Annotated in this window: 11 protein-coding genes; 1 reads left to right on the forward strand and 10 read right to left on the reverse strand. The window is 69.8% G+C overall.

What is annotated here, in order from left to right:
* The first annotated feature begins 83 nt into the window (after positions 1–83).
* Positions 84–5,975 (forward strand): excinuclease ABC subunit UvrA, encoded by a 5,892-nt coding sequence (locus DFR31_RS12690; RefSeq protein ID WP_121443059.1) that lies wholly within the window; start codon positions 84–86, stop codon positions 5,973–5,975.
* A gap of 75 nt (positions 5,976–6,050) precedes the next feature.
* Here DFR31_RS12690 and lpxC read toward each other — a convergent pair whose 3' ends face one another.
* The 10 genes from lpxC to murD form a co-directional block, all read right to left on the reverse strand.
* Complete coding sequence (gene lpxC, locus DFR31_RS12695) at positions 6,051–6,968, reverse strand: UDP-3-O-acyl-N-acetylglucosamine deacetylase (protein ID WP_121443060.1); 918 nt, start codon at positions 6,966–6,968, stop codon at positions 6,051–6,053.
* Between the two features lie 174 nt (positions 6,969–7,142).
* The gene (gene ftsZ, locus DFR31_RS12700) at positions 7,143–8,282 is read right to left on the reverse strand and encodes a cell division protein FtsZ (protein ID WP_121443061.1); all 1,140 of its coding nucleotides are present in this window, start codon (positions 8,280–8,282) and stop codon (positions 7,143–7,145) included.
* A 96-nt stretch (positions 8,283–8,378) separates the two neighbouring features.
* Positions 8,379–9,617: a cell division protein FtsA gene (gene ftsA / locus DFR31_RS12705; protein ID WP_121443062.1), complete on the reverse strand. Its 1,239-nt coding sequence runs from the start codon at positions 9,615–9,617 to the stop codon at positions 8,379–8,381.
* A gap of 26 nt (positions 9,618–9,643) precedes the next feature.
* A complete protein-coding gene (locus DFR31_RS12710; protein ID WP_121443063.1) occupies positions 9,644–10,441 on the reverse strand; it encodes a cell division protein FtsQ/DivIB in 798 nt (265 codons plus the stop codon).
* Positions 10,438–11,373 (reverse strand): D-alanine--D-alanine ligase, encoded by a 936-nt coding sequence (locus DFR31_RS12715; protein ID WP_121443064.1) that lies wholly within the window; start codon positions 11,371–11,373, stop codon positions 10,438–10,440. The genes DFR31_RS12710 and DFR31_RS12715 overlap by 4 nt, the downstream gene beginning before the upstream one ends.
* Positions 11,370–12,266: a UDP-N-acetylmuramate dehydrogenase gene (gene murB / locus DFR31_RS12720; protein ID WP_121443065.1), complete on the reverse strand. Its 897-nt coding sequence runs from the start codon at positions 12,264–12,266 to the stop codon at positions 11,370–11,372. The genes DFR31_RS12715 and murB overlap by 4 nt, the downstream gene beginning before the upstream one ends.
* Positions 12,263–13,702: a UDP-N-acetylmuramate--L-alanine ligase gene (gene murC, locus DFR31_RS12725; RefSeq protein WP_211328311.1), complete on the reverse strand. Its 1,440-nt coding sequence runs from the start codon at positions 13,700–13,702 to the stop codon at positions 12,263–12,265. Before murC ends, murB begins: the two co-directional genes overlap by 4 nt.
* Entirely contained in the window at positions 13,699–14,772 is a 1,074-nt protein-coding gene (gene murG, locus DFR31_RS12730; RefSeq protein WP_121443066.1) for an undecaprenyldiphospho-muramoylpentapeptide beta-N-acetylglucosaminyltransferase, read from the reverse strand. The genes murC and murG overlap by 4 nt, the downstream gene beginning before the upstream one ends.
* The gene (ftsW, locus tag DFR31_RS12735) at positions 14,769–15,977 is read right to left on the reverse strand and encodes a putative lipid II flippase FtsW (protein WP_121443067.1); all 1,209 of its coding nucleotides are present in this window, start codon (positions 15,975–15,977) and stop codon (positions 14,769–14,771) included. The genes murG and ftsW overlap by 4 nt, the downstream gene beginning before the upstream one ends.
* A complete protein-coding gene (gene murD / locus DFR31_RS12740) occupies positions 15,970–17,319 on the reverse strand; it encodes a UDP-N-acetylmuramoyl-L-alanine--D-glutamate ligase (RefSeq protein ID WP_121443068.1) in 1,350 nt (449 codons plus the stop codon). Before murD ends, ftsW begins: the two co-directional genes overlap by 8 nt.
* Position 17,320: the final 1 nt, after the last annotated feature.

Raw genomic sequence — 17,320 nt, forward strand, 5'->3', positions numbered from 1 at the left:
TATCTGGATTAATTCTAAACTATAGCACAGCTGCCCCAGCGCTGGCAGTATACTGCCCTGTCCATTGGCGCTGGAGGTACGAAATGTCGCGCGACCGCATCCGGGTACGGGGTGCCCGCCAGAACAACCTGCGCGGGTTCGACCTGGACATCCCCCTGGGCGAGTTGGTGGTGGTCACCGGGGTCTCCGGCTCCGGCAAGTCCTCGCTGGCCTTCGATACCGTCTACGCCGAAGGCCAGCGGCGCTACGTGGAGACCTTCTCCCCCTACGCGCGGCAGTTCCTGGACCGCATGGACCGCCCGGCGGTGGACCGCATCGACGGCGTGCTGCCCGCCATCGCCATCGACCAGACCAACCCGGTGCGCACCTCCCGCTCCACCGTGGGCACCATGACGGAGCTGAACGACCACCTGAAACTGCTCTTCGCCCGCACCGCGCAACTCTACTGCGGCGGCTGCGGCAAGCGGGTCCAGCGGGACACGCCCGAAGGCGTGGCCGCCCGCCTGCTGGCCAGCCACGGCGGAGAGCGGGCCATGGTCACCGCCCGGGTGGCCATCCCGAAGAAATCCAGCGCCGCGACCCTGCGTGAGCTGCTGACCGGCCAGGGCTTCACCCGCATCCACGCCGAGACCAGGACCCACCTGGAGGTGGTCACCGACCGCATCCGCCTGGTCGACGACCGCCGCGACCGGCTGGTGGAGGCGCTGGAGTCGGGCCTGAAACTGGGTCAGGGCCACGTCCAGGTGCGCCTGCTCGACGAGCAGCGCGAGCCCGGCGAGCCCCTGCGCTACTCCGCCGACCTCCACTGCGCCGACTGCGACATCCACTACGAGGAACCCACCCCCGGCCTCTTCTCCTTCAACTCCCCCGTGGGCGCCTGCGAGACCTGCCGGGGCTTTGGCCGGGTCATGGGCATCGACTACCGGCTGGTGATCCCGGACGAATCCCTCAGCCTGGAACAGGGCGCCATCAAGCCCTTCCAGTCCGGCCGCTCCGCCGAGTGCCAGGACGACCTGCTCTTCCACGCCCGTCGCCGGGGCGTGGCCACCGACATCCCCTTCCGGGACCTGCCCGAGGACGACCGGCGGTGGATCATCGAGGGGGAAGGCAAGTTCAACGGTCGCAAGTGGTACGGCATCGACGGCTACTTCAACTACCTGGAGCGCAAGAGCTACAAGATGCACGTGCGGGTGCTGCTGAGCCGCTACCGCAGCTACGACCCCTGCCCGGATTGCCACGGCGCCCGCCTCAAGCCCGCCGCCCTGCTCTGGCGCATCGGCAGCCACGAGGACAGCGACGCCGTCATCGACCGCGCCGCCCGGCAGCGGCCCCACGGCGCCACCCTGCCCGAGCACGCCTTCCACGGCCTGCCCGGGCTGCACCTGCACGACCTGCTGACCCTGCCGTTGGACCGCTGCGCCCGATTCTTCGAGCAAATCCATTTGCCCGCTCCCCTGGACGAGGCGGCGGAGATCCTGCTGGAGGGCATCCACAACCGGCTCGCCTACCTCAACACCGTCGGCCTGGGTTATCTCACCCTGGACCGCCAGTCCCGCACCCTCTCCGGCGGCGAAGTCCAGCGCATCAACCTCACCACCGCCCTGGGCACCGCCCTGGTCAATACCCTTTTCGTGCTGGACGAGCCCTCCATCGGCCTCCACCCCCGGGACATCGACCGCATCGTTACGGTGATGCACCGGCTGCGTGACGCCGGCAACTCCCTGCTCGTCGTGGAGCACGACCCGGCCGTCATGCAGGCCGCCGACCGCATCATCGACATCGGCCCCGGCCCGGGCGAGCGCGGCGGCCAGGTCATCTTCAACGGCACCCCGGCCGAACTGCTGCGCACTGAAGACTCCCTCACCGCGGACTACCTCACCGGAAGGAAACGGGTGGTCGAGGGCGTGCTTACAGGCGGAGCCGAGCACGCGGACGCCGACGGGTCTGGTGCGTGTTCCGGGCGGAACCGTAGCGGAGCGCGGGTGGAGGGCAGCACCTCGGACCATGAAGGGTCTGGAGGTGTTGGCGGCCGGGTTCGTAGTGGAGCGCGGACGCAGGACGGAGAAGGCCCGCAGGGTGGCCGCATGGATCCGGAAACCCCAAGAATCACCATCCAGGGCGCCACCGAACACAACCTGAAAGCCCTGACCGTGGACATCCCCGTCCATCCGGGCCTGGTCTGCCTCACCGGCGTCTCCGGCTCCGGCAAATCCACCCTCATGCGCGACATACTCTACAACGAGCTGTCCCGCTGCAAAGGCCACCCCGGCGACCCGTCCGGCGCCTTCGAGGCCCTCACCGGCGACGAACACATCGACGACGTGGTGCTGGTGGACCAGTCCCCCATCGGCAAGACCACCCGCTCCAACCCCGCCAGCTACACCGGCGCCTTCGAGCCGATCCGCAAGGCCTACGCCGCCGAACCGCTGGCCAAGGAGCGCAAATACACCCCCGGTGTGTTCAGCTTCAACTCCGGCAAGGGCCGCTGCCCCACCTGCGGCGGCAACGGCTTCGAGCACGTGGAGATGCAATTCCTCTCCGACGTGTACCTGCGCTGTGCCGACTGCGACGGCCGCCGCTACCGCCCGGAGATCCTGGAGATCCAGCGCCTGCCCGACCCCGGCGCCGACCTGGGTACCACCGCCGATGGCCCCAAGAACATCGCGGAGGTCCTCGACCTGACCGTGGACCAGGCCGCCGAATTCTTCCGCGAAACCCCGGCGGTACTGAAGAGCCTCGAACCCCTGCAGGCGGTGGGGCTCGGCTACCTCAAACTGGGCCAACCGGTACCCACCCTCTCCGGCGGCGAGGCCCAGCGCCTGAAGCTGGCCGGCCACCTGGCCAAGACCAGCGGCCGGCGCAAGCAGCGCCAGCGCCTCCTGTTCCTCTTCGATGAACCCACCACCGGGCTGCACTTTCAGGACGTGGCGGTGCTCCTGAGTGCCTTCCGCCGGCTACAGGACGAGGGCCACGCCCTGCTGGTCATCGAACATAACCTGGACGTGATGCTGGCGGCGGACTGGCTCATCGACCTGGGGCCGGAAGGGGGCGACCAGGGGGGCCGACTGCTCTGCACCGGCACGCCGCGGCAGGTCATGGAGCGGGCGGAGGTGTCCCATACCGGGCGGGCACTGGCCGACTACGTCCGGGAACTGGCGCGGCTGCGGACCGGTGCGGGCGCCTCCCCTGGCGCAGCGACAGAAGCCATCGGGGCTTCGACCGGGCAGACCGGGGACACACCCGGATCGGGGGCACAGCAGTACATCGATATCCACCATGCGCGGGAACACAACCTGAAGGGCGTGGACATCCGTATCCCCCGCAACCGGCTCACCGTCATCACCGGCCTGTCCGGCTCCGGGAAGTCCACCGTGGCCTTCGACATCCTCTTCAACGAGGGCCAACGCCGCTACCTGGAATCGCTCAACGCCTACGCCCGCCAGTTCGTGCAACCGGCGGCACGCCCCGACGTGGACAGCGTCGAGGGCATCCCGCCCACGGTGGCCATCGAACAGCGCACCAGCCGGGGCGGGCGCAAGAGCACCGTCGCCACGCTGACCGAAGTACACCACTTCCTGCGCCTGCTCTACGTCCGCCTGGGCACCTGGCACTGCCCCGCCTGCCGGGTACCGATCCAGGCCCAGACCGCCGAGGCCATCCACGCCCAACTGCTGCGCGAGCACCGGGGCGAAACCCTGCACCTGCTGGCCCCCATGGTCAGCGGGCGCAAGGGTATCTACAAAGAGCTGGCCCGCTGGGCCGCGGGCAAGGGCTACGCCAGCCTGCACGTGGACGGCGCCTTTTTGCCCACCGCGGACTGGCCCAAACTGGATCGCTACCGGGAACACGACATCGACCTGCCCGTGGCGGACCTGCGCATTGAACCGGAAAATGCCCAGCCCCTGCGCCGGGCCATCGAGCTGGCCCTGGAACACGGCAAGGGCGTACTGCGCATCCGCACCCCCGACGGCGCCCTGACCACCCTCTCCACCGAGCGCGCCTGTCCGAGCTGCCAGCGCAGCTTCGACGAACCGGACCCGCGCCTTTTCTCCTACAACAGCCCCCACGGCTGGTGCCACACCTGTTACGGCACCGGCGAAGTGCTGGAGGGCTTCAGTGACGAGGATACCGGCAAGGAACACCACTGGCGGGAGACAGAGAGCGACGAAGACGCCCTCCCCGTCCCCTGCCCCACCTGCGACGGCGCCCGCCTCAACGCCGAGGCCCGCGCCGTCACCTTCCAGGACCGCACCCTGCCCGGGCTCTCCGCCCTCACCGTTCACGAGGCCCGGGCCTGGTTCGCAGACCTGATGGCCAGCCGGCAACTCACCGATAACCCACTGGAAGCCGACCCACCGAAACCCGAAGCACCGGATCATGGCGCTCAAGGGCTTATGGCCCTCACCCACCGCGAGGCCACCATCGCCCGCGACGTCCTCCCGGAGATCCACAACCGGCTGCGCTTTCTGGAAGACGTGGGCCTCGGCTACCTGAGCCTCGACCGCGCCGCCCCCACCCTCTCTGGCGGCGAAGCCCAGCGCATCCGCCTGGCCGCCCAACTGGGCTCCAACCTGCAGGGCGTCTGCTACGTCATGGACGAACCCACCATCGGCCTCCACCCCCGGGACAACCGCCTGCTGCTGGACGTCCTCGGCCGCCTCGAAGGCAAGGGCAACACCATCGTCGTCGTCGAACACGACGAAGACACCATCCGCCGCGCCGAACACGTCATCGACCTGGGCCCCGGCGCCGGCATCAACGGCGGGCGCGTCGTTGCCGCCGGCACCGTCGACGAATTGCTGGACCATCCCAGCTCCATTACCGGCCGTTACCTGCGCCAGCCCCTGCCCCACCCGCTCCTGGGCGAACGGCGCCCCGTGCAGTTGCCGGACGCCCCCGGCGCAGCCGTGCCGCCACCACCCGGGAACGCCCCGGAGGCCCCACACGCCACCCTCGCCCTGCGCTCACCCACCCTGCACAACCTCAAGGGCGAGGACCTGCACCTGCCCCTGGGCCGCCTGGTGGTGGTCACCGGCGTCTCCGGGTCCGGCAAATCCTCCCTGATCCGCGGCGTGCTCAAGCCCGCGCTGAAACGGCAGTTGGCTCACCGCCGCCAGGACACCGCGCCGGACCTGCCCCACTGCAGCGGGCTGGAGGGTTGGCAGACCATCGACCGGGTGCTGGAGGTAGACCAAACCCCCATCGGCAAAACCCCGCGCTCCTGCCCCGCCACCTATATCGGCTTCTGGGACGACATCCGCAAGCTCTACGCCGGCACCCAGGAGGCGAGTCTGCGCGGCTACGGCCCGGGCCGCTTCTCCTTCAACACCAAGGACGGCCGCTGCCCGGACTGCGACGGTCAGGGCGTGCGCCGGGTGGAGATGAACTTTCTTCCCGACGTGGCCGTCCCCTGCGAGACCTGCCACGGGCTGCGGTTCACCCGCGAGACCCTGGCCGTGGAGTGGAAGGGCCGGCACATCGGCGATGTGCTGAACATGAGCGTCGAGGAGGCGGAGGCGTTCTTCGCCGCCCAGCCCCGCATCCACCACCCCCTGACCCTGCTCAACGCCGTGGGGCTTGGCTACCTCACCCTCGGCCAGCCCAGTCCCACGCTATCCGGCGGCGAGGCCCAGCGCATCAAGCTGGTCACCGAACTGGCCAAGGCGCGCCCCGACCTGCGCGCCCAGCGCACCCCACACACCCTCTACGTGCTGGACGAACCCACCGTGGGCCTGCACATGGCCGACGTGGAACGGCTCATCGAGGCCCTGCAACGGCTGGTGGACGCCGGCCACACCGTGGTAGTCATCGAACACAACCTGGACCTGATCGCCGAGGCGGACTGGGTGGTGGACATCGGCCCCGAGGGGGGCGATGCCGGAGGCCGAATCGTTGCCTGCGGGGCGCCGGAGCAGGTGGCGGCGAGCGCGACCGAGACGGGCCGGTACTTGGGGGAGTTGCTGGGGCGGGGCTGAACGAACAGCGCCCGGCGATGCCGGGCGCTGGATCGGGACCGGAGGGTGGCCGGCGCGATGCCGGACCACCGGGGATCAGCTGGCGATGGCCAGCCCGGGCCGGTCGTAGGCGATGGGCGAGTCGGAGGACTGGTCGAAGGTTACCTCCTCCCAGGCGTCCTCCTGGGCGATCAGCGCCCGCAGCAGCTTGTTGTTGAGCGAGTGCCCGGACTTGTGCCCCTTGAAACTGCCGATCAGGCTGTGGCCCAACAGGTACAGGTCGCCGATGGCATCGAGAATCTTGTGCTTGATGAACTCGTCCTGGTAGCGCAGCCCGTCCTCGTTGAGGATGCGGTAGTCATCCACCAGGATGGCGTTGTCCAGGCTGCCGCCCAGCGCCAACCGGTTCGCCCGCAGCATCTCGATGTCGCGCATGAAGCCGAAGGTCCGCGCCCGGCTGACCTCCTTGACGAAAGAGGTGCTGGAAAAGTCCAGCTCGGAGAAGCCGTTCTGCTCGGAGAACACCGGGTGATCGAAGTGCATGGTGTAACCGACCTTGAAGCCGTTGAACGGCTCAAAGGCGGCCCACTTGTCATCCTCCTCCACCCGGATGGGCTTGCGGATACGGATGAACTTCTTGAGGGCGTTCTGCTCCTCCATGCCCGCGGATCGGATCAGGAACACGAAGGGCCCGGAACTGCCGTCCATGATCGGCACCTCGGGGGCGCTGACCTCGACGACCGCGTTGTCGATGCCCAGCCCCGCCATGGCGGACAGCAGGTGCTCGACGGTGTAGACCCGTACGTCGTCCTTGCACAGACAGGTGGAGAGACGGGTATCACCCACGTTCAGGGCGTGCCCGGGGATATCCACCACCGGATCCAGGTCCACCCGCCGGAAGACGATACCCGTGTTGGCCGGCGCCGGACGGAGCGTGAGGTACACCTTCTCGCCGGTGTGCAGGCCCACGCCGGTGGCGCGGATGCTGTTCTTTAATGTGCGCTGACGGATCATTTTACGGCCAACTCCAGGTTCTTGTTTCGGTCGCTGCCGGTTCCGGGCACAACACCGCCCCGGTGACGACAACGAGCGACGTCATTCTACTGTAATCCGCCGCACCTTGTATAGTGCAGCGCAACATAGCGGCTTCGGAGTCCCTGGTCAGGCCGGTTCCCCGGCGTCAGGCGGTCAATCCGCCTGACGCCGCAGGAAGGCCGGGATGTCCAGGTACTCCATGTCACCCTCGCTCTCAGCGCCGGGCCGGTCATTGGCCGCCTTCTTCCGGATCACGGTGGGGCGGTCCAGCTCCCCGTAGTCCACGTCGCCGCTGGCCTTGCGGACCGGCTTCAGGTCCGGTTTGCGCTGCTCCTGAAAAGCCCCCAGGCCGGTAGCCACTACTGTGACATGCAGTTCGTTCTCCAGTTCCGGATCGATGACCGTGCCCACAACCACGGTGGCGTCATCGGAGGCGAACTCACGGACGGCATTACCCACCTCGTTGAACTCGTTGATGCCCAGGTCCAGCCCGGCGGTGACGTTGACCAGGATGCCGTTGGCGCCGGCCAGGTTGACGTCCTCCAGCAGCGGGCAGGCGATGGCACGCTCGGAGGCTTCGCGGGCACGCCCCTCGCCGGAGGCGGAACCGGTGCCCATCACCGCCATGCCCATCTCGGACATCACGGTGCGCACGTCCGCAAAGTCGACGTTGATCAGGCCCGGGCGGGTGATCAGCTCGGCAATACCCTTCACCGCACCCAGCAGCACGTCGTTGGCCGCCTTGAAGGCGTCCAGCAGGGTCATGTTGTTGCCCAACACGCTGATCAGCTTCTCGTTGGGGATGGTGATCAGCGAGTCCACGTGTCCACCGAGCTCCTTGATGCCCTCCTCGGCCACACGCATGCGCTTGCCGCCCTCGAACGGGAAGGGCTTGGTGACCACCGCCACGGTGAGAATGCCCATCTCCCGGGCGATCTCCGCGACCACCGGGGCGCCCCCGGTGCCGGTGCCCCCGCCCATGCCGGCGGTAATGAAGACCATGTCGGCCCCCTCGAGCGCTTCCATGATGCGTTCGCGGTCCTCAATGGCCGCCTCACGCCCCACGCCCGGGTTGGCGCCGGCACCCAGCCCCTTGGTGATGTCCGAGCCGAGCTGCAGCGTGGTCCGCGCGGCCACGTTCTGCAGTGCCTGGGCGTCCGTGTTGGCGCAGATGAATTCCACGCCCTCGATGTCGGCCGCCACCATGTGCTGGACGGCGTTACCGCCGCCACCACCGACACCGACCACTTTGATCACCGCGTTCTGGTTGACGTTGTCCATCAGTTCAAACATGGCGCTATCCTCCTGAGACCGTTTTGGTCCGAAAACTGAAAATTGCAGAAACCCGTGTCTTGCCCGGACCGCTGCCGGCCCGGTTTCACCCTGAAATCAGAAATTGCCCTGGAACCAGCTCTTCATACGTGCCCACAGTGCGCGCATACCGCCCTCCTCACTCAGATCAGCGAGCACCGGCTTGCCCTCGTGGCGGGCGCCGTAGACCAGCAACCCCACGCCGGTGGAATAAATGGGGTTGCGCACCACGTCCGACAGCCCGGTAACCCGGGTGGGACTGGCCGCGCGAACGGGCAGATGGAAGACCTCCTCGGCCAGGTCCACCACGCCCTCCATCTTGGAACTGCCCCCGGTGAGCACCACGCCCGCAGGGATCAGGTCCTCGAAACCACTGCGCCGCAGTTCCGCCTGCACCAGCCCGAGCAACTCCTCGTAGCGGGGCTCCACCACCGCCGCCAGGGACTGCCGGGAGAGTCGCCGGGGCGGCCGGTCACCCACGGAGGGCACCTCGATGCTCTCCTCCGGGTTGGCCAGCTGCGACAGGGCGCAGGCGTACTTCACCTTGATCTCCTCGGCGTGCTGCGTCGGCGTCCGCAGGGCCACGGCGATGTCGTTGGTCACCTGGTGGCCGGCGATGGGGATTACCGCCGTGTGCCGGATGGCACCGCCGGTGAACACGGCGATGTCGGTGGTACCGCCGCCGATATCCACCAGGCAGACCCCCAGCTCGCGCTCATCCTCGGTAAGCACCGCCTGGGCCGAGGCCAGTTGCTGGAGCACCACGTCGTCCACGTCGAGGTTGCAGCGACGGACGCACTTGGTGATGTTTTCGGCGGCGGAGACCGCGCCGGTGACCATGTGCACCCGCGCCTCCAGCCGCACGCCCGACATGCCCAGCGGGTCGCGGATGCCCTCCTGGTTGTCGATGACGAACTCCTGCGGCAGCACGTGCAGGATGCGCTGGTCCGCCGGGATGGCCACCGCACGGGCGCCGTCCAACACCCGGTCCAGGTCGCTCTGGGTCACCTCCCGGTCCTTGATGGCCACCATGCCGTGGGAGTTCATGCTCTTGATGTGGCTGCCGGAGATGCCCACGTAGACCGAGTGGATCTCGCAGCCGGCCATCAGCTCGGCCTCTTCCACGGCGCGCTGCACCGACTGGACGGTGGACTCGATATTCACCACCACCCCCTTCTTGAGGCCGGTGGAGGGATGGGAGCCGATGCCCACCACCTCGATCTCACCGTCCTCCCCGGCCTCGCCCACGATGGCGACCACCTTGGAGGTCCCGATATCCAGCCCTACCAGCATCTTGCGCTCGGACTTTTTCGTCATGCCGTGTCAGTTCCCTGTCTGTCGCTCTATTCGGTTGCCGTGTCGGCGTCCCGCCAGCCCAGCGCGAAACCGTTCGGGTAACGCAGGTCGGCACTGGCCAATTCGCGCGACTGCTCGCGCGCGATCAGCGGCCAGGCCTCCAGGAAGCGGGCTACCCGCGCCTCCAGCTGGTCCCGGCCCATTTCCAGGTGGACGGATCGCTCGCCCTCGTCATCACCCTCGGGCAGCAGCTCCGCCCGCCACGCACCGCGCGCATCCCGCTCCAGTACGGCCAGCTCGAAACCGACCGAGGCGAATCGGCGGGCCAGTTGCCGGTAGCCGGCCACCAGTTCCTCCTCGTGGCCGGACACGCCCACCAGCCGGGGCAGGTCGCCCGGGAAGCTGTCCGGATGGGGCCGGAACACCTCCGCCTGCCGGTTGATCAGTGCCGAGTCACCCCAGCGGGCGAGCGGCGCCTGCTCGCGGATGCTCAGTTCCACCGTGTCCGGCCACACCCGCCGCACGGAGGCGCTCGCCACCCAAGGCAGTTGCTCGGCGGCGCGGCGCATGCCGGTGACGTCCAGCCCGAACATGCCGCGGTCCAGGAACGGATCCAGCGCCTCCTCCAGGTCGGCCGGGTCCAAGTACTGCACCGCGCTGTCCAGCCGCACCGTCTGCAACGGGAACCAGTCGCCGCTGCGCAGTTGTTCCAGGGCCGCACTGCCACCGGCCAGGGCCAACAGCAGCGCCGCCGCGCCGGCCGCCCACCCCAACACGGCGCTGCCGCGTTGGCGCGGGGCGCCCCCTGTGGCCGGGTAGCGGGGTGCTGTGGCCGGGTGCATCATGGCCGCACCACCTCCCGCCGGCGGCTGTCCAGCAGGATCCGCCAGCAGAGCTCGTCGAAATCGATCCCTACCGCCTTCGCGCCCATGGGCACCAGCGAGTGGTCAGTCATGCCGGGGATAGTGTTGATCTCCAGCAGCCAGAAACGGCCCTGCCGGTCCCGCATCAGGTCCACCCGGCCCCAGCCACTGGCCCCCGCCACCCGGAAGGCGTCCAGCGCCAGCTGCCGGATCTGCTGCTCCTCGGCCTCGTCCAGGCCGGCCGGGCAGTGGTAGCAGGTGTCGCCGCTGCGGTACTTGGCCTCGAAGTCGTAGAAGCCGCGCGGCGTCTCCAACCGGATCGCGGGCAGTGCCTCTTCACCGAGGATCGCCACGGTGTACTCCTGGCCGTCGATCCAGCGCTCTGCCAGCACCAGGTCGTCGAAGCGGGCGGCCTCGGCGCGGGCGGTCTCCAGGTCCTCCAGCCGCTCCACCCGGGCCATACCGATGCTGGAGCCCTCGTGGGCGGGCTTGATCATCAGCGGCAGGCCGACACTGCCCACCAGCGCCTGCTGGTTGGTCTCCGGCCGCAGCAGCGCCCCCGGCGGCACCGGCAGGTCGGCCCCGCGCCAGAGCAGCTTGGTGCGCCACTTGTCCATGCCGATGGCGCAACCGAGCACGCCACTGCCGGTGTAGGGCACGCCCAGCGCCTCCAGCGCCCCCTGGATAACCCCGTCCTCGCCGCCGCGCCCGTGCAGCGCGATGAAGGCGCGGTCGAACCCGGCCAGGTCCGAGAGCGGCACCTCCGCGGTGTCCACGGCGACGGCATCCACGCCGCGCCGCTGCAGCGCCTCGAACACCGCCCGGCCACTGATCAGGGAGATCTCGCGCTCGGCGGAATCGCCCCCCATCAGTACCGCCACCCGGCCCATTGCCGCCGCCTGTTCGCTGCTCATGACTGCCTCTCCCCGACCACGTGCACCTCGGGCACCAGCGTCACCCCGTGCTGGCGGGCGACCTCGGCTTGCACCTGGTCGATCAGTGCCTCGATATCGGCGGGGCGCGCCCCGCCGGTGTTGATGATGAAGTTGGCGTGGCGCTCCGAGACCTGCGCCCCGCCGCAACGCCGCCCCTTGAGCCCGGCGGCCTCGATCAGCCGGGCCGCATGATCGCCGGGCGGGTTGCGGAACACCGACCCGCAGCTGGGTTCGCCGATAGGCTGGGTGCGGTTGCGTTGGCTCAACAGCGCCTTGACCCGCGCTTTCATCGCCACGGCGTCGCCGGGTGCCAGATCCAGCAACGCGGCGATGAACCACTCGCCCTCGGGCCCGATAACGTGCCGGTAGCCCACCTGGTAATCCTCCGGCCCGCGCCGGCGCAGGGTGCCGCGCCGGTCCACCGTCTCCACCCGGCGCACGCGCGACCAGGTCTCGCCGCCGAAGGCGCCGGCATTCATGGCCAGCGCACCGCCCAGCGTTCCGGGGATACCGGCGAAGAACTCCGCCCCGGCCAGACCCTGCCGGATGCAGTAGCGGGAGAGCCGCCCGCAGGCCACGCCCGCCTCTGCATACACCTGCTCGCCATCGACCCGCAGGGTGTCCAACCCGCCCTGGGTGAGGATGACCGTCCCGCGCAGGCCGCCCTCGCGCACCAGCAGATTGCTGCCCAGCCCGCACCAGAAGAGCGGCTCGTCCTCCGGCAGGCGCTGCAGGAAGGCCACCAGGTCGTCGCGACCGGCCGGGCGGTAGAGCCGCTCCGCCGGCCCACCCGCTCGCCACGAGGTGTAGCGCGCCATGGGCTCCCAGTGGCGCAGTTCACCCGGCTGTATGCGGCGTTCGGCGGCCATCATTCGGCATCCTCCACGCCGTGGCGGCGGGCCAGCTCCGCGGCCGCGCCGCCAATACTGCCGGCACCCAGGGTCAGCACCAGGTCCCCGTCCTGCGCCACCCTCGGCAGCAGGGTCTCCAGTTCGTCCAGGGTCTCGACAAACACCGGGTTGACCTGGCCGCGGGCGCGGATTGCCGCGCACAGGCTGCGGCCGGTGGCCCCGGCCACCGGGGCCTCACCGGCGGCGAAGACCTCCGTGACCACCAGAGCGTCGGCCTCGGCCAGCACCCGTGCGAAGTCCTCGAACAGGTCGCGGGTGCGGCTGTAGCGGTGGGGCTGGAAGACCACCAGTACCCGCCGGCCCGGCCAGCCATCGCGCACCGCCTTGAGCGTGGCGGCGATCTCGCGGGGGTGGTGGCCGTAGTCGTCCACCAGGTTCACGCGGGCGTCGCCGAACTGCAGCGTGCCGTGGTCCTGGAAGCGGCGACCGATGCCCTGGAAGCGCTTCAGCGCGCGCTGGATGGCCGGCACGTCCACGTGCAGCTCCCGGGCCACGGCAATGGCGGCCAGGGCGTTCTGCACGTTGTGCCGTCCGGGCAGGTTCACCTCCACCGGGAAGGTCTCGTCGCCGTCCACCACGGTAAAGCTCGTGCGCCGACCCTGCTGCTGGATATCCACGGCGCGCAAGTCGGCGTCTTCGGCAAAGCCGTAGCTGCGCACCTGGCGTGCGATCTCCGGGCCCAGGTCGCGCAGCACCGGGTCGTCGTGGCAGAGCACCGCCAGCCCGTAGAAGGGCAGGTGGTGCAGGAACTCATCAAAGGTGTGGCGCAGCTGGTCGAAATCGCCGCCGTAGGTCTCCAGGTGATCGGCGTCGATGTTGGTGACCACCGCCATCATCGGCTTCAGGTGCAGGAAGGACGCGTCGCTCTCGTCCGCCTCGGCCACCAGGTAGCGACCACTGCCCAGGCGGGCGTGGCTGGCGGAGCTGTTGAGCCGGCCGCCGATCACGTAGGTGGGGTCCAGCTCGCCCTCGGCCAGCACGCTGGCCACCAGGCTGGTGGTCGTGGTCTTGCCGTGGGTGCCGGCCACGGCGATGCCGTAGCGAAAGCGCATCAGCTCCGCGAGCATCTCGGCCCGGCGCACCACCGGGATGCGGTGTTCGCGGGCGGCCTGCACCTCGGGGTTGTCCTCCTTCACCGCGCTGGAGACCACCACCGCGTCGGCACCCGCCACGTGCCCGGCTTCGTGGCCGAAGACCACCTGCACGCCCAGCCCGCTCAACCGCCGGGTGATGGCGTTCTCCTTGAGGTCGGAGCCGGTCACGGTGAAGCCCAGGTTGTGCAATACCTCGGCAATACCGCCCATGCCCGCACCGCCGATACCGACGAAGTGCAGCTGGCGGACACGGCCAAAGGCGTCCGGGCGGGTGTGGGCCGGGCTCATGTCACCGTTGCTCATCGGGCCTCCTCCAGGCAGATCCGCGCCACGGTGGCCGCGGCGTCCGGCCGCCCCAGCTCGCGCGCGCATGCGGCCATGCGCTGCAGGCGTTGCGGGTCGGCCAACAGGGTCTTGAGTTCCAGCGCCAGGCGCTGGGCGCTGAGCGCCTGCTGCGGCAGCAGGACGCCGGCGCCCGCCTCCACGAACTGGCGCGCATTGGCGGTCTGGTGGTCGTCCACCGCCCCGGGGAGCGGGACCAGGATGGCGGGCACCCCCACCGCCTCCAGCTCGGCCACGGTCAGGGCCCCGGCCCGGCAGATCACCAGGTCCGCCCAGGCCCAGGCCGCCGCCATGTCGTCGATGAACGGCAGCAGGTCGACCGTCACCCCGGCCTGGTCATAGGCCTCGCGCGCCTGCTGCAGCGTGCGCTCACCGGCCTGGTGCCGGACCTCGGGCCGCTCCTCCGGTGCCAGCCGTGCCAGCGCGGCCGGTACCGTGCTGTTCAACGCCAACGCCCCCAGGCTGCCCCCCACCACCATCAGGCGCAGGGGCCGGCGCTCACCCAAGCCGCGCTCGGCCGGCCCCGGCACCCGGCTGATCGCCGCGCGCACCGGATTGCCTACGTGCTCGCCGCCCCGCTCCGGGAGAAGCCCCGGGAAACCGGTGAGCACCCGCCGCGCCAAGCGGCCGAGCAGTCGGTTGGTCAGGCCGGCCACGGCATTCTGCTCGTGGATGATCAGCGGCCGACGAGTGAGCCAGGCGGCCACCGCCCCCGGGCCGGCAGCGTAGCCCCCCATGCCGAGTACCGCCCGCGGCTTGTGCCGGCGAAGCACCGACAACGCCTGCCCCAGGGCCCGCAGCAACACGAAAGGGGCCGCCAACCAGCCGCGCAGGCCATTGCCCCGCAGCCCGCGGACCCGGAGCCACTCGATGGGGATGTCCACCTCGGGTACCACGCGGGCCTCCAGGCCTTGTCGGGTGCCCAGCCACACCACCGGCACACCCTGCTCGCGCAGCCGTTCGGCCACCGCCAGCGCGGGGAAGACGTGGCCACCGGTGCCACCGGCCATGATCAGGACGGGTGCGGTCATGGGCGGGCCCTCCCTGAGGGACGCTTGCGCGGCCGGGGCGGGTTCAGGGCGGCCAGGCGGCACTCGTAGTCCACCCGCAGGATCAGCGCCAGCGCGATACAGGTCATGATCAGGCTGCTGCCCCCGTAACTCATCAGCGGCAACGTCAGCCCCTTGGTGGGCAGCAGCCCCATGGTCACCGCCATGTTGATAAAGGCCTGCAGGCCGATGCTGATGGTCAGGCCCCAGGCCAGGTAGCCACCGAAAGGCCGGCCCGCGCGGAGGCTGGCCAGGCCGATGTGCAGCCCGCGCCAGACGATGTAGGCGAACAGGGCCACCACGGCGACCACCCCCAGCAGGCCCAGCTCCTCGGCCAGCACCGCGAACAGGAAGTCGGTGTGGGCCTCGGGGAGGTAAAAGAGCTTCTGCACGCTGCTCCCCAGCCCTACGCCAAACCACTCCCCGCGACCGATGGCGATCAGCGACTGGGTGAGCTGGAAGCCGGCGTTGAAGGGATCCGCCCACGGGTCGGTGAAGGTAGTCAACCGTTGCCAACGATAGGGCGAGCCGACGATCAGCAGCCATGCGGCACCGGCCAGCATCAGCCCCAGCACGGCGATCCGCCAGAGGGAGGCGCCCGCCAGGAAGAGCACGGCCAGCGCCGTCACCATGAGCACCAGCGCGGTGCCGAAATCGGGCTGGGCCAGCAGGAGGAAGGCAGCGAACGAGAAGACGGCCAGCGGGATGGCGAAGGCGCCGTTGGTGTTGGGCAGTTCCGCGTAGCGCCGCACGCAGTAGCCGGCCAGGTAGATGATGAAACAGATCCGGGCCACCTCCGCCACCTGCAGGTTGATCACCCCCAGCGGAATCCAGCGGGTAGCGCCGTTCACCTCACGGCCGACACCCGGGATCAGCACCGCCACCAGCAGCAGGAAGCCGAGCACCAGCAACACCGGCCCGGCGCGGTAAAACTGGTCCAGAGAGACATGCAGGACCACCACACCCGCCAGCAACGCCACGGCCATGAAGGCGGCCTGCCGGTTGAGGTAAAAGAACGGGTTGCCGGTGACCCCCTCGGCGATGGACACCGAGGCGGAGCCCACCATCACCAGGCCGAGGCCGGCCACAGCCAGCACCGCGAACAGCAGGTGCCAGTCCAGCAGGGCCCAGCGCAGGCTGCCGGTCTGCCCCCAGTCAAGGCGGACGCGTTGCAGGAGCTCAGCCATGGGCCACCTCCTGCACGGCGGCGCGGAAGACCTCGCCCCGGTGGGCGAACCCCTGGAACATGTCGAAGCTGGCGCAGGCCGGGGAGAGCAACACCGCGTCGCCGGCCTGCGCCAGACGGGCGGCGCGCCTTACCGCATCGGTCATGTCCGCGGCCCGCTCCACCGGGAGTGCGCCTTCCAGCGCCCCCGCCAGCAGCGGGGCATCCCGGCCGATGAGCACGGCTGCGCGCCCCTTGTCGGCCAGGGCATCGGCGAGCGGCTGGAAGTCCGCGCCCTTGCCCTCACCGCCGGCGATCAGCACCACCGGGCCGTCCAGGCCGCGGACCGCGGCGACGGCGGCGCCGACATTGGTGCCCTTGGAGTCGTTGTACCAACGCACCCCGGCGTGCTCGGCCACCCACTCGGTGCGGTGGGGCAGTCCCGGGAAGCGGCGCAGCGCCTCGGCCATGGCGGCCACCGGCAGTCCCAGCCCGTAGCCCAGGCAAAGCGCGGCCAGCGCATTGGCCCGATTGTGCTGCCCCGGTAGGCGCAAAGCCGCCGCAGGCATCACCGGCTCGCCGTTCAGCACCAGCCACTGGGTGCCGTCGTGCTCGGCCACCCCGGCGCCCTGCTCCGGGCACTGCGCCAGGCTGAAGCCCAACACCGGCCGCCCCGGGCGCGCCATCGCCGCCACCACCGGGTCGTCCAGGTTGAGTACCTGCACCCCATCGCCATGGAACACCCGCGCCTTGGCCTCGGCGTAGGCAGCCAGGCTGCCGTGGCGGTCCATGTGATCGGCGCTGATATTGAGCACCGTGGCCACCTGCGGGGCCAGACTGTGGGTCGTCTCCAGCTGGAAGGAGGACAACTCCAGGATGTAGGCGTCCGGCGTAGTATCCGCGTCCAGCAGGGCCAGCGCCGGGGTGCCCAGGTTGCCGCCCACCGCGACGTTCCGGCCCGCGGCCTCGGCCATTAGACCGACCAGCGTGGTCACGGTGCTCTTGCCGTTGGAGCCGGTGATCGCCACCACCGGGGCCGCGGCGTGGCGGGCAAAGAGTTCGATCTCGCTGATTAGCGGCACTCCCGCGTCGGCAGCCTCTGCCAACGCCGGGGTCCGCAGGCTCACACCCGGGCTGACCACCACCTCGCGCGCGCCCCGGAGCAGCCCGGCATCGAAGCCGCCGGTGTGCACCGGCACGTCGGGGCATTCGCGCTGCAGCGCGGCGTACTCCGGCGGCTCGGCCCGGCTGTCGATGACCTGCACGGACACACCACGCCGGGCCAGGAAACGGGCACAGGCCAGCCCGGTGAGGCCGAGCCCCACCACCACGCTGTAGCCCGTTTGCCGTTCCGCCGTCTGCATG

The sequence above is a fragment of the Alkalispirillum mobile genome (genome assembly GCF_003664325.1).
GTDB lineage: Bacteria > Pseudomonadota > Gammaproteobacteria > Nitrococcales > Halorhodospiraceae > Alkalilimnicola > Alkalilimnicola mobilis.

Bases quoted from the DNA above. Each gene is read 5' to 3' on its own strand.
- lpxC (WP_121443060.1), bottom strand. From the start codon at position 6,968: ATGATCCGTCAGCGCACATTAAAGAACAGCATCCGCGCCACCGGCGTG.
- DFR31_RS12710 (WP_121443063.1), bottom strand. From the start codon at position 10,441: ATGATGCACCCGGCCACAGCACCCCGCTACCCGGCCACAGGGGGCGCC.
- ftsA (WP_121443062.1), bottom strand. From the start codon at position 9,617: ATGACGAAAAAGTCCGAGCGCAAGATGCTGGTAGGGCTGGATATCGGG.
- DFR31_RS12690 (WP_121443059.1), top strand. From the start codon at position 84: ATGTCGCGCGACCGCATCCGGGTACGGGGTGCCCGCCAGAACAACCTG.
- murB (WP_121443065.1), bottom strand. From the start codon at position 12,266: ATGATGGCCGCCGAACGCCGCATACAGCCGGGTGAACTGCGCCACTGG.
- murC (WP_211328311.1), bottom strand. From the start codon at position 13,702: ATGAGCAACGGTGACATGAGCCCGGCCCACACCCGCCCGGACGCCTTT.
- murG (WP_121443066.1), bottom strand. From the start codon at position 14,772: ATGACCGCACCCGTCCTGATCATGGCCGGTGGCACCGGTGGCCACGTC.
- DFR31_RS12715 (WP_121443064.1), bottom strand. From the start codon at position 11,373: ATGAGCAGCGAACAGGCGGCGGCAATGGGCCGGGTGGCGGTACTGATG.
- ftsW (WP_121443067.1), bottom strand. From the start codon at position 15,977: ATGGCTGAGCTCCTGCAACGCGTCCGCCTTGACTGGGGGCAGACCGGC.
- ftsZ (WP_121443061.1), bottom strand. From the start codon at position 8,282: ATGTTTGAACTGATGGACAACGTCAACCAGAACGCGGTGATCAAAGTG.
- murD (WP_121443068.1), bottom strand. From the start codon at position 17,319: ATGCAGACGGCGGAACGGCAAACGGGCTACAGCGTGGTGGTGGGGCTC.